Annotated in this window: 15 protein-coding genes; 13 read left to right on the top strand and 2 right to left on the bottom strand. The window is 69.8% G+C overall.

Translation table 11 applies throughout. From position 1 onward, the window contains the following. The first annotated feature begins 46 nt into the window (after positions 1–46). The 6 genes from TSB10P1A_RS07350 (at position 47) to TSB10P1A_RS07325 (ending at position 5,161) form a co-directional block, all read left to right on the top strand. Complete coding sequence (locus TSB10P1A_RS07350; RefSeq protein WP_186387255.1) at positions 47–205, top strand: hypothetical protein; 159 nt, start codon at positions 47–49, stop codon at positions 203–205. A 58-nt stretch (positions 206–263) separates the two neighbouring features. After that, entirely contained in the window at positions 264–1,226 is a 963-nt protein-coding gene (locus TSB10P1A_RS07345) for a DMT family transporter (protein ID WP_186387254.1), read from the top strand. 37 nt (positions 1,227–1,263) lie between these two features. After that, on the top strand, positions 1,264–2,223 hold the full coding sequence (locus tag TSB10P1A_RS07340) for a heparan-alpha-glucosaminide N-acetyltransferase (RefSeq protein WP_208987036.1): 960 nt from the start codon (positions 1,264–1,266) through the stop codon (positions 2,221–2,223). 186 nt (positions 2,224–2,409) lie between these two features. Continuing rightward, positions 2,410–3,555: an anhydro-N-acetylmuramic acid kinase gene (locus TSB10P1A_RS07335; protein WP_186387364.1), complete on the top strand. Its 1,146-nt coding sequence runs from the start codon at positions 2,410–2,412 to the stop codon at positions 3,553–3,555. Then, positions 3,552–3,983: a hypothetical protein gene (locus tag TSB10P1A_RS07330; protein WP_186387253.1), complete on the top strand. Its 432-nt coding sequence runs from the start codon at positions 3,552–3,554 to the stop codon at positions 3,981–3,983. The genes TSB10P1A_RS07335 and TSB10P1A_RS07330 overlap by 4 nt, the downstream gene beginning before the upstream one ends. A gap of 167 nt (positions 3,984–4,150) precedes the next feature. Beyond that, positions 4,151–5,161 (top strand): DUF1402 family protein, encoded by a 1,011-nt coding sequence (locus tag TSB10P1A_RS07325; RefSeq protein ID WP_208987034.1) that lies wholly within the window; start codon positions 4,151–4,153, stop codon positions 5,159–5,161. Between the two features lie 30 nt (positions 5,162–5,191). On the opposite strand, the gene TSB10P1A_RS07320 is transcribed toward TSB10P1A_RS07325, so the two are convergent. Further along, on the bottom strand, positions 5,192–5,851 hold the full coding sequence (locus TSB10P1A_RS07320) for an MBL fold metallo-hydrolase (protein ID WP_305849836.1): 660 nt from the start codon (positions 5,849–5,851) through the stop codon (positions 5,192–5,194). Positions 5,852–6,362: 511 nt separating this feature from the next. Here TSB10P1A_RS07320 and TSB10P1A_RS23930 point away from each other — a divergent pair. The 6 genes from TSB10P1A_RS23930 (at position 6,363) to TSB10P1A_RS07290 (ending at position 10,869) form a co-directional block, all read left to right on the top strand. Continuing rightward, entirely contained in the window at positions 6,363–6,914 is a 552-nt protein-coding gene (locus TSB10P1A_RS23930; protein ID WP_208984383.1) for a cold-shock protein, read from the top strand. 251 nt (positions 6,915–7,165) lie between these two features. Continuing rightward, positions 7,166–7,687 (top strand): GNAT family N-acetyltransferase, encoded by a 522-nt coding sequence (locus tag TSB10P1A_RS07310; protein WP_186387252.1) that lies wholly within the window; start codon positions 7,166–7,168, stop codon positions 7,685–7,687. Continuing rightward, positions 7,684–8,547 carry a 23S rRNA (adenine(2030)-N(6))-methyltransferase RlmJ gene (locus tag TSB10P1A_RS07305; RefSeq protein ID WP_186387251.1) on the top strand — a complete coding sequence of 288 codons (864 nt, stop codon included), beginning with the start codon at positions 7,684–7,686 and terminating at the stop codon, positions 8,545–8,547. The genes TSB10P1A_RS07310 and TSB10P1A_RS07305 overlap by 4 nt, the downstream gene beginning before the upstream one ends. Positions 8,548–8,646: 99 nt before the next feature. Beyond that, on the top strand, positions 8,647–9,093 hold the full coding sequence (locus tag TSB10P1A_RS07300) for a hypothetical protein (protein WP_208984385.1): 447 nt from the start codon (positions 8,647–8,649) through the stop codon (positions 9,091–9,093). Between the two features lie 29 nt (positions 9,094–9,122). Continuing rightward, positions 9,123–9,824 carry a ribonuclease T2 gene (locus TSB10P1A_RS07295; protein WP_186387250.1) on the top strand — a complete coding sequence of 234 codons (702 nt, stop codon included), beginning with the start codon at positions 9,123–9,125 and terminating at the stop codon, positions 9,822–9,824. 67 nt (positions 9,825–9,891) lie between these two features. Beyond that, a complete protein-coding gene (locus TSB10P1A_RS07290) occupies positions 9,892–10,869 on the top strand; it encodes a DUF1176 domain-containing protein (RefSeq protein ID WP_186387249.1) in 978 nt (325 codons plus the stop codon). A 19-nt stretch (positions 10,870–10,888) separates the two neighbouring features. On the opposite strand, the gene TSB10P1A_RS07285 is transcribed toward TSB10P1A_RS07290, so the two are convergent. Then, a complete protein-coding gene (locus tag TSB10P1A_RS07285; protein WP_186387248.1) occupies positions 10,889–11,143 on the bottom strand; it encodes a hypothetical protein in 255 nt (84 codons plus the stop codon). Between the two features lie 308 nt (positions 11,144–11,451). Here TSB10P1A_RS07285 and TSB10P1A_RS07280 point away from each other — a divergent pair, with 308 nt between their 5' ends. Next, positions 11,452–12,066, top strand: a complete 615-nt coding sequence (locus TSB10P1A_RS07280) for a glutathione S-transferase family protein (RefSeq protein ID WP_186387247.1) — start codon at positions 11,452–11,454, stop codon at positions 12,064–12,066. Positions 12,067–12,068: the final 2 nt, after the last annotated feature.

The raw sequence follows: 12,068 nt of genomic DNA, 5'->3' as shown, positions 1-12,068 counted from the left end.
TGACGGTTAACTCTCCGATGGCGCGAAAACAGGTCGGAGACACCGCATGAGCTTCACGGATCGCAGCCAGAACGACGAAAAAGCCGGTGCCTATGCCGACATGCTGACGAGCGCCAAGCCCTCCCCCTGGCCCATCGCCCTGCGCGTGACCAGCGCCGCCCTGCTGCTGACCCTGATCATCTGCTACGCCTTCCCCAACGGCTGATTTCGCGCGTCGGATCAACCCGCTTGCAGGGGGCTCCGCTTTCCGATAGCGCAAGCTGATGAGCCGCACCCTTGCCAATTCCCTCCTGCTTCTGACCGCCCTGATCTGGGGCTCCGCCTTCGTCGCGCAGGCGACGGCGATGAAGCATCTCGGCCCCCTGACCTTTACCGGCCTCCGCTTCCTGATGGCCGCGCTCGCCGTCCTGCCCTTCGCCCTGGCCGAGGCGCGCCTGCGCCGCGACCGGCCGCTGGACCTGCGCAGCGCCGCGTCCTTCACCGGGCTCGGACTGGTGTTCTTCGCGGCGATCACCCTGCAGCAGGTGGGTCTGCTCACCACCACCGTCACCAATGCCGGCTTTCTCACCGGCATCTATGTGGTGCTGACGCCGCTGGTGGCGCTGGCAGCCTTCCGCGAAATGCCGCATCCGATTGTCTGGCCGGCCTCGCTGGTGACGCTCGCCGGCATCTACCTGCTCGGCGGCGGCGCGCTTTCCGCGCTCACCACCGGCGATCTGCTGATGCTGATCTGCGCGGTCTTCTGCGCCCTGCATGTCGGGCTGATCGGCAGCGTCGTGCGCCACTGCGCCCGGCCCGTGCTGCTGTCGGTCTGGCAGTTCGCCGTGGTGGGAACGGCAGCGATTATCCCCGGCCTGCTGCTGGAGCCGGTGAGCCTTGCGGCCGTGCTCGCGGCCTGGCCAGAGCTGCTCTACACGGGCCTCGTCTCCGGCGGCCTCGCCTTCACCCTGCAGGCCATCGGCCAGCGCTGGACACGGGCGGCCGATGCCGCGATCCTGCTGTCTTCCGAGGCGCTGTTCGCCGCCCTGTTCGGCGCGCTGCTGCTGGGCGAGCGGCTGGGACCGACGGGGCTTGCAGGCTGTGCGCTGATCTTCGCCGCGATCCTCGCCGTCCAGTTGGTGCCGATGCTTGCCCGCCCGCGGCGGGCAGCGCCTGCCGCACCCACCCTCGCGCCCGCCCTCGCGCCGACCGCTGCCGCCAAACCGGAGCCGGCGACCTCCGCCTGAGGAAACGGCCCGACCGTCGCACAGGAGACGAACTGCCGTGACCGACATCGTCCCGCCCCCCGCAGGCCGCTCCCCCGGACGGATCGACGCCCTAGACGCGGCGCGCGGGCTCGCGCTCGCGACGATGGCCGTCTATCACTTCTCCTGGGACCTGAAATGGTTCGGCGTCGTCGACTGGCCGGTCGATTCGGCCATCGGCTGGCGGGCCTTCGCCATGGCCATCGCCGCAAGCTTCCTGTTCCTGGTCGGCGTCGGCCTGGCGCTGGCCTATCGCGAGGGCCTGCGCCCCCGCCATGCCCTGCGGCGGGCGGGGCGGATCGCGCTGGCCGCCGCCGCCATCAGCCTGGCCACCTATGCGGCGCTCGGCGACCAGTATGTGCGCTTCGGCATCCTCCACGCGATCGCCGCCGGATCGCTGCTGGCGCTGCCGGCCCTGCGCGCACCGCTGTGGCTGGTGACCGGCCTCGCCCTTGCGGCGCTGGCGCTGCCGCACCTGGTCAGCGTGAGCTTTCCCGGCGATGCCTGGTTGATGTGGAGCGGCCTTGTCGCCGCCCCGCCTCTGTCGGTCGACTATGTACCGCTGCTGCCGTGGATCGCGCCGATCCTCGCGGGCATCGTCGCGGCGCGCGTGGGACTTGCCACCGGTGTCTTCGCACGGCTGTCGCACTGGACCGCGCGGGGGGCGCCCGCCCGTCTCGCCGCGCTTGCCGGCCGCCACTCGCTGCTCTTTTACCTCGTGCACCAGCCAATTCTTTTCGGCCTGGTGTGGACCGCGGCCAGTCTCGGGCTGACGCCCGACCGCGCCGCCGCGACCTTTGTCGAGCAATGCGTCCAGAGCTGCACCCTCACCGGCGAGGAAGCCGCCTGCCGCAGCACCTGCACCTGCACTGTCGAGGCGCTGCAAGCCGACGGCACCTGGGCGGCGCTGCTCGCCCGCCCCGACGATCCCGCGCTCAACGACCGGCTGGCCGAACGCTACCGCCTGTGCCGCGACTAGGCGCAGTAGCGGCCCTCACCGGAACGTGACACAGGTCACTTCGCGGCCAGCCGTGCAAACGCATTCTCATGCTACAGTCACGAGGCGAGCAGGGACCACCACAGACATGACGGCACAGGCACGATCCGACCGGCGGAATGCCACCGACCGGCCGCCGCAGCCCTGTCCCACGGGAGCCACAGGATGATCCGGCAGGAATGGACCGTCGGGCTGATGACCGGCACGGTGCTGGACGGCAATATCGACGTGGCGCTGCTGCGCAGCGACGGCGAGAGCATCGCCGAATTCGGCCCCTGGACGCTGGCGCCCTATCCGGACGGCCTCAGGCCCCTGCTGGTCGAGACCCTGGCACAGGCGGCCGACTGGGGGTTTTCCGGTGAGGAGCCGGCGATCTTCGCCGAGGCCGAGGCCCGTGTCACCGAAGCCCAGAGCGAGGCGGTCGCCAGGTTTCTCGATGAGGTCGGCCTGCCGCGGGCGGAGGTCGCCGCCATCGGCTTCCACGGCCAGACCGTGCTGCACCGCGCGCCGACGCCGGGCCGCAAGGGCCGCACCCGCCAGCTCGGCGACGGCGCCGACATGGCCCGCCGGCTCGGCATCACGGTCGTCAACGATTTCCGCAGCGCCGACATGGCCGCTGGCGGCCAGGGCGCGCCGCTGGCCGCGATCTACCACGCCGCCCTGCTGAAGCGCGCGGATGCCGGCCCCGAGACCGCGGTGCTCAATCTCGGCGGCGTCGCCAACATCACCTGGGTCGATGCGGACGGCGTGCCGCACGCCTTCGACACCGGCCCGGCCAACGCGCCGCTCAACGACTGGATCGGCCGCAAGGGCCTCGGCGGCATGGATCGCGACGGACGGATCGCCGCCACCGGCAGGGTCGACGAGGCGCGGCTCGCCCGCCTGTTCGAACATCCCTATCTCGCCGCCCCCTATCCCAAGTCGCTCGACCGCAACGACTTCACCTCGGCCATGGCCGACGGCCTGTCGGACGCGGACGGGGCGGCGACGCTGACCGCCTTCACCGCCGGCGCGGTCGACAGGGCGCTCGCCCGCCTGCCGCGGCGCCCGCAGCGGCTGGTGCTGTGCGGCGGCGGCCGCCACAACCCGGTCATGCGCCGCGAGATCGCCGAGCGCGCACGTGTCGAGGTGCTGATGTCGGAGGATCTCGGCTGGCGCGGCGATGCCGTGGAGGCCGAGTGCTTCGCCCTACTCGCCGCCCGCACCCTGCGGGCCCTGCCGATCAGCTTTCCGACCACCACCGGCGTCGCCCGTGCCCTCGGCGGCGGCGTCGTCCACGCAGCGCCGGCATACCTGCAGGCCGGTGCCCGATGACCCTGCGACCGCCACAGAGCCTGCGGCCGCGCCGCGCGGACGACCTGCTCCAGGATCCCTTCCGCGAGGAAGCGGCGGCCGAGCGTGTCGCCTCGCTGGTGCGGCTCAACCGGGCGCTGGCGAGCGCGCTGGAGCGGCTGGAGAGCGCCGCCCGCCGGTTCCACGAAGCCGGGCGCGAGACGCGCGACGAGGCGCGCCGGCACTGGCGCCGCCGCCATGCCGAGGCCGGCGAGGCACTGTGGAACGTGCTGATCCAGCGCGAGACGTGCGGCCTGCATCGCCACGAGGGGTACTTGCGCGAATTCGGCGTGCCCGGCTCTGTGCACCTGCTGATGGGGCCGGCGGCAACGGCGATGGATCCGCCCGATCCGCCGCCGCTCGCCGAACCCGACCCCGCCGCTCCAGACCGGACATCGCACCCTGCATGACCCCGTTTCCGCCCTCCACAGCCACCCCTTCGTGGGACGAAGGCAACACCTTGCGAAATGTTCTCTCCGGCCGGACGACAAATGCGAGACAAGCCTTCCCACGAAGCAAGCCCCCGGTATATGGACAGGGCTTCCAAAATCCCCAGCGCCGGACCGCCGTGCCGACCATGAGCAGACTTCTTGCCCGAAGCCGGAAAGCGGCTGTCAACGCGGCGCTCGCCACCATGCTGCTGGCCTTCGTGCCGGCTCCCGAAGGGCCGCGCGGCCTGCCGTCGATGACGGGTCAGGCGCAGGCCGCGACCACCGTGCCGCCCGGCAACCGCTCCGCCGCGCAGCCGCGCATCCCCTTCGCCTCCGCCCGGCGCACCGCCGCCGGCGGATCGGGCTATGAGGCCAAGTTCGACCGGATCATCGGGGTGCTGCGCCGCGACACCCGGCTGATCCGCGACATCAAGCGCGTCGCCGATCTCTACGGCATCGATCCGGTGCACATGCTCGGCGCCATCGTCGGCGAGCACACCTATAATTACGACAGCCTGGACAGCGCCCAATCCTACTACGTCAAGGCGCTCAGCTATGCCGGGATCCGCATGGAATTCTCGCTCGGCGGCGAGCATGTGCAGGATTTCGTCGAACGGCCGCAGTTCGAGCGCTGCAATGCCGGGCGCAGGGACACCAACACGCTGTGGAACTGCTACCAGCGGGTCTGGAACGCCACCTTCCGCGGCAACCGCGTGGACGGCATCCGCTATCCGGACAAGACCTTCAACGAGGCGTTCTTCCAGCCGCTCTTCGCCGGCCAGAGCTTCGGGCTCGGGCAGCTCTCGCCGCTGACCGTGCTGATGATGAGCGACAAGGTGGCGAGCACCAGCGGCCTTGCCAAACTGTCGCCGCGCGACGAGCAGGAAATCTACCGCGCGGCGATGGATCCGGGCCGCTCGCTCCACTATATGGCGGCGATCCTGCGCGATGCCATCGACGCCTACAAGTCGGTCGCCAATGTCGACATCTCGAAGAACCCTGGCATCACGTCGACGCTCTACAATCTCGGCGACCCCTGGTCGCGCGCCGCGGAATACCGGCGCCGGCGCGCCGCCGGCACCCAGCCCTGGCCGGTCGAGAACTACTATGGCTGGCTGGTAAACGACAGGATCGAGGTCCTGCGCAGGCTTCTGTAGCCGCCGCCGAGCACCGGGCGCGGAGCCGCCTCACCTCAGATACGGATTGGTGCGCCGCTCGTGGCCGATGGTCGACGCCGGACCGTGGCCGGGCAGGAAGGTCACGTCGTCGCCGAGCGGCAGCAGCTTGTCCCGGATCGAGGCGATCAGCGTCTCGTGATTGCCGCCCGGCAGGTCGGTGCGCCCGACGGAGCCGGCAAACAGCACGTCGCCGGAAATCGCAAAGCGCAGCTCCGGGTCGAAATAGACCAGATGGCCCGGCGCATGGCCCGGACAATGCAGCACCTGGAAGCTGCGGCCGGCCATGGTCAGGTCGTCGCCTTCCGACAGAAAGGTGTCCGGCTCGACCGAGCGGGCCTCGCCGACGCCGAACTCGCGCGCCTGCTGCTCGACCCGCTCCAGCAGCGGCCGGTCCGCCTCGTGCGGCCCCAGCACCGGCACCGCCAGCCGCTCGGCAAGGTCCGCCGCGCCGCCGACATGGTCGATATGGCCGTGGGTGAGCACGATCTTCTCCACCTTGACCCCGTGCTCGGCCAGCGCCCCGAGGATCCGCTCGACATCGCCGCCCGGGTCGATCACCGCCCCGGCCTTCGTCTCCCGGTCGAAGATCACCGAACAGTTCTGCTGGAAGGCCGTAACCGGGATGACGATGATCTGGATGGGGGGCTCCTGGCCCTGCGGTTCCGACATGACGGCTCCCATGTTGGGGGTTACGCTGGCGCGGCACACTCGCCCTGACGGGGCCGCTGACACGCGCTCAGGTAACCCGTCGGCTGCCGGTCTGGCAACCGCCGGCGACGGAAATGCCCGGCCCGCGCCGCCTGTCCTGTCATTTCCGGCAGGGCAAATGCCGCGCTGCAGCCTCTCTCCTTCGGAAAAAACCGTCACACACGCGGATTGCAAGGGTTTTCCTTGCCCGAAAGGCGCCTGAGACCGTATGATATTCACGCGGTTGGCAAGGCTGGAGCGGTGCGCGGGTGCCGAAAGCATAAGTTCGGGCAGTTCGGCAAGACACAAGTCATCGAAATTGGTCACGCTGCACGCTCGCGACGGTTTTCCCTTGGGGAAATCGGGCGCGGCGATGTGGCGGGCAGCCGCATGTGGACCCTGGCGTGGCAAGGACTGAGAAGGCAGCCCTGCGCCGGAAGATGGTGATCTGCGAGCCTGCTGCTGCGGCAGGCCGTTACAAGGTGATGTGAACATGGAAGACTGGCGTTCGGACAATCGTCGGCAGGGAAAGCGGCGCGGCGGTTCGAAGGACTATGGTGGGGACGGGGACGAGTTCGACGCTGGTTTCGACCATGGCAAACGCAACAAGCCCGAACGCGGCGGACGGCGTGACAGTTTCGGAGAAGCCGGTTGGACTGCCCCGGAGCCGGGCCTTGCGCCGGAAGAGCCTTATGCGCCGGCTGACCGGTTTGGCGGCGGCGGTGATCGCGGCCCGCGCGGCGGCGGCTTCGGCGGCCCCCGCGAAGGCGGCGATCGCGGTCCCCGGCGCGGCCCTCCGGCCGAGCGTGGCCCGCGCCAGACCGGTGTCGTGAAGTTCTTCAAGTCCGACAAGGGCTTCGGCTTCATCATGCCGGACAATGGCGATGCGGACGTCTTCGTGCACATCTCGGCGGTCGAGCGCTCCGGCCTCACCAGCCTGGACAGCGGCCAGCGCGTCTCCTTCGAGACCGAGCCGGACCGGCACGGCAAGGGGCCCAAGGCTGTCGAACTGAAGATCGAGGAAGGCGGCGGCGAGGAGGTCTGAGCGACCTTCCGACGTGCCAACCTTCGCAAGGAACTGCCGCGCGCTCGGGCCTGCGGCACCCTTGCGAACCGACATGGCGGCGGCCAGCGATGGCCGCCGTCTTTCGTTTCGCCCGCCCCCGAAGCCTCGTCGCTCCGCCGGCTGCCTCCCGAGGGGCACCGGAACCGGCCGTGCCTTCGGCCGACTTCGCGGCCGAGGTTCGCGCAACGGGAAGACTTGCAAGCCGCGCGGCAAGCAGCCATAGACCGGACATGATCGACATTCGCCCCTTCACACCTGCGGACACCGACGCCGCGCTCGCCGCCAACGAGGCGAGCCTGCCGGCCGTCAACAGCCTGACCCCGGACGAGTTGCGCGCCCTGGCGGCACAGAGCCGCCACACACTGGTGGCCACTGGGCCCGACGGCCTCGTCGGCCTGATGGTCTGCCTCGACGAGACCGCCGACTATGACAGCCGCAACTTCGCCTGGCTGAAGCAGAACCTCGGACGGTTCTCCTATGTCGACCGGATCGCGCTGGCACCTGCCGCGCGCGGCTCGGGCACCGGCGAGCGGCTCTATCGCGCATTGCTCCAGCGACTGGCGGCCGATCCCGAGCGGGCCGGACTGCCGCTCGCCTGCGAGGTCAACACGCGGCCGGCCAATCCCGGCTCGCTGCGCTTCCACCAGCGGCTCGGCTTCGCCGAGATCGGCGCGAGTGATCATGGCGACAAGGCGGTCGTCTATCTGGCCCGGGCGGTGACGCTCGCGGAACAGGAAGGAGCTTCAGCGTGAACTATCGGCACGCCTTCCATGCGGGCAATATCGGCGATGTGCTCAAGCACGCGACGCTCGCCCGCATCCTCACCTATCTGAAAACCAAGGATGCACCGTTCCGGGTCATCGACACCCATGCCGGCCTCGGGCTCTACGACCTGACCAAGGGCGATGCCCAGCGCACCGGCGAATGGAAACAGGGCATCGCCCGGGTCCTGGAAACCCCGCAGCCGCCGAAGGTCGCGGACCTGCTCGCGCCCTGGCTCGATGTGGTGCGTGAGGTCAACGGCTGGACGGAGGGGGGAAGCGGCAGGCTGACGCTCTATCCCGGCTCGCCGCTGCTCGCCCGCAAGCTGATGCGCGACCAGGACCGGCTGACGGCGACGGAACTGCATCCGCTCGATGCCGCCAAGCTTGCCGAGCTCTTCGACGGCGATCACCACACCAAGGTGATCGAGCTCGACGGCTGGCATGCGATCAAGAGCTTCGTGCCGCCGAAGGAGAAGCGCGGGCTGATCGTCGTCGATCCCGCCTTCGAGGAGCCTGACGAGTTCGAGCGCCTCGCCTCGGGCCTCTACAAGGCCTGGCGGCGCTTCGGTACCGGCGTCTACATGGCCTGGTATCCGATCAAGGACCGCAAGCTGATCAAGCGCTTCTACGACGCGATGTCGGTCTCCGGCATCACCCGGATCTCGGTCGCCGAGCATCTCGCCGGACGTCCCGCGCCGGACAAGCCGATGGCCGGCAGCGGGCTGATCATGATCAACGCGCCATGGGTGCTGAAGGGCGAGTTGGAAATCCTGCTGCCCTGGCTGACCGAAACCCTGCAACAGGGGCGCGGTGCCGAGTGGAAGGTCTTCGACCTGACCGGCGAATAGCCGGACATGGCGGCGGGCGCGAGTGCGACGGGCGCTTGACCGGGGCTGCCCGCTGACGCATCGTCCACAAGCTCAGACGTGCCCCGAGGAGACCGCCGCATGACCGCCATCATCCGCCCGCTTCTGCGCAGCCTGTCTGGCGCCGCGCTGGCCGCCCTGCTGGCCCTGCCGGCAACCGCCGGCGAGCGGCCTTACTTTTCCTGGAACAGCGACCCGCGCGTGCCCGAATGCGAGGCGATGTCGGTGCAGGGCGCCGTCATGGGCCACATTGCCCGCGCCGATCCGGACTATGGCCGCGGCCTCAAGATCCGCGACATGCACCGGATCGTCGAGACCGGCTACAGGGTCAACCAGCCGAGCCCCTATGCCCGCCGCTATTGCGAGGCCCGGGCGCGGATGAGCGATGGCCACGAGCGGCGCGTCTACTACGCGATCATGGAGCATAGCGGCTTCGTCGGCGTCTCGTGGAACCTGCAGGCCTGCGTCGCCGGTCTCGATCCCTGGCGGGTCTATGACGCCCGCTGCCGGACGGTTCGTCCCAACTGAGCAGGCCCCGACACGGCGGGATAGGCGCGATGCGACAGCCCGGCCCTGCGCCGCTCCGGCAGGTGCGTGTCCACCTCCGGGGCACGGCTTTCGCGGTGCTGCTGCTGGCGCTCGCCTGCCTGCTGACGGGCGCGGCGCAGGTCGAGGCGCGAGACGCCGGCCGCTTCGACTACTATGTCCTCGCCCTGTCCTGGTCGCCCTCCTACTGCGCCCGCGCCGGTCGCTCCGCCGATCCGATGCAATGCCGGGCGGCGCGGCCCTTCCGCTTCGTGCTGCATGGGCTGTGGCCGCAATATGAGCGCGGCTACCCGGAGTTCTGCCGGCTGCCGCAGGGCAGCGACCTGTCGCGCGAGACCATCGAGCGCATGCTCGACATCATGCCGAGCCGGGGGCTGGTCCGTCACCAGTGGCGCAAGCACGGCAGTTGCAGCGGGTTGGAGGCGGAGGCCTATTTCGATCTGTCCCGCCGGGCCTTCGCCAGGGTGAAGATCCCCGCCGCCTTCGCCACCACGGCGGCCGGCGGGCAGATGTCGCCCGATGCGGTGGAAACCGCCTTCCGCCTCGCCAATCCGGGCCTGCGCGACAATGCCATCGCCGTCACCTGCGAAGGAGGGCGGCTGAGCGAGGTGCGGGTCTGCCTGACGCGGGATCTCCAGTTCCGCTCCTGTCGCTGGGTCGACCGGCGCGGCTGCACCCAGAGGCAAATCAATGTCCCTCCCCCCGCTCGCTGACCGTTGCCACCCTCACCCAGGCCGGGCCGCGCGCGCGGCCGTCCTCGCCCTTGGCCTAGCCACCGGGATGCCGCCCGCCGCCGCATTGGCCGAGGCCTTCGGCGACTGGCGGCTCGACTGCGCGACGCGCGAGGCCTGCCGCCTGTCCGTCGAGGGCCGCGAGGAGGTGACCGGCGAACCGCGCTTCACCCTGGCGCTCGCCGCCAGCGGCCAGGCTCTGGCGCTGGAATTCGCCTCCCGCGGGCCGCGCCCGGATGACGGCCGCGCCATGCAATGGGAGGTCGATAGCCAGTTGCTGCATGTGCTGCGCCCCGGCGAGTTCGCGCTGCATGGCGACGTCCGCCGCCTCTTCGTCACCGACGGCGCGGCCGGGCGCAAGCTCCTGGCGGCCATGCGCAAGGGTACGCGCCTACGCATCTCCTATCTCGACGCGGTGGCCGAGGCGCATGACGCGGTGTTCTCGCTGGACGGGCTGACGGCAGGACTGGAGGCGCTGGCCGGCAAGGCGGAGCTTGCCGCATCGCCGCCGGTCGCCGCGCCGGCGCTCGCGGAAGTCGCCGCTCCCTCGCGCAGCGAAGCGGTTGCCGCTCTCGGCATTCCCTATGCGGTGCTGGAACGCCACGCCCGCACCAGCGACTGCGAGAGTACCGACAGCAGCGCCTTCCGCGACGTCGACATCCCCATCGCCGCACTCGGGCAGACGGCAGTGCTCTACGCCCTTCCCTGCACGGTGTCCGGCCGAACGGTGACCTATCGCCTCTACCTGCGCGACACCGGCGAGATCGGCGGCCTCGAAACCCTGTTCTTCGCCCTGCACGACCCGCGCTTCGGCTGGATCGGCACGGACCTGCTGGCCAATGTCGGCTTCGACGATGTGTCGAGAACCTTGCGGGCCGACTATGCCGGCCCGTCGGACCGGACCTGCGGCTATCGCGCCGCCTGGTCGTGGCAGGACCATGCCTTCCGCCTGGAAAGTTTCGAGGGACCCGGAGACTGCCGCGACGCTGGAAATCCGGGGCGCTGGCAGCGTCATCATCCCCGCTGAGGCCGACCAATCAATCGGACTACCGGCGCAGCATCTCGTCCAGCTTCTGCCTGACCTGCTGCGGCGAGGCGCGCAAGGGGTCCGCGACCATCGCCAGGGCCGGCGTCTTGTCCGAGATCACCTCGTTCACCGCCTGATGATAGCGGCTCAGCGGCACGTCGAGGATGTCCGGACGGTAGGGCGCAAGCGAGGGGCCGGACACCGCGTAGACCGCGGCCGACAGAAACAGCGCCTTGCAAAACGCTCCGAGCGGAGAGTGAAGCGACAGCCGCATGTCGGGCCCCTTGCGCGTGAGGGAGAAGGCGGAGAGGCCGCTTGCGGCCCCCCTTGATCCCCGGGTGATCCCCACGCTAGAAACCGCCCTTTAACGAGACCTTACCGTGCTCCCGACAATTCGCCTCAACAACGTGCTGAAACCCTTGTTGTTTTTCAAGCCGTGGACAAACAACGCAAAACCGCGTTAACCAGAGAGATGCCATCCTGAAAAAAGCTGGCACTCCTTCCCCGTCCCCCGCAAGGCGCGCCCTGCGGCTTCAGTCCCACACCATCCGATCCGCGCCACAGCAACACCGGAGGTTTCCCGTGCTCGTGCTCCGCTCCTCCCCGCCCTCGCCCTTCGGCCGCAAGGTCAAGATCGCGGCCGCCGTCCTCGGCCTCAAGGACCGCATCACGGTCGAGATGACCGACACGCTCGATCCGCAGGATTCGATTCGCGGCCAGAACCCGCTCGGCAAGATCCCCGCCTTGGTGCGGGAGGATGGCAAGGTGCTGTTCGACAGCCGGGTGATCCTGGACTATCTCGACCACCTGGCCGGTGGCGGCCGCATCATCCCGACCGGCGAGGCCCGCTTCGACGTGCTGTGTCTTGCAGCTCTTGCCGACGGGCTGATGGATGCCGCCCTGCTGCAGGTCTACGAGGCGCGTTTCCGCCCCGAGGAACGCCGCCATGCCGACTGGCTCGCCTATCAGGGCGAGAAGGTGACCCGCGCACTCGCCGTTCTTGAGGCGAACCCGCCGGCGGCGCTTGCGGCCGGTGCCACGCCCGATGTCGGTCAGATCGGCGTCGCCTGCGCGCTCGGCTATCTCGACCTGCGCTTCGGCGGCGCCTGGCGGGCCGATCACCCGAAGCTGGTCGCCTGGCTCGACGCCTTCGAGGCGGCCGTGCCGGCCTTTGCCGAGACCCGCATCGCCGCGTGAGG

Source organism: Stappia sp. TSB10P1A, from assembly GCF_900185725.1.
Taxonomy (GTDB): domain Bacteria; phylum Pseudomonadota; class Alphaproteobacteria; order Rhizobiales; family Stappiaceae; genus Stappia.
This window is presented reverse-complemented; position numbering and strand designations above follow the sequence as displayed.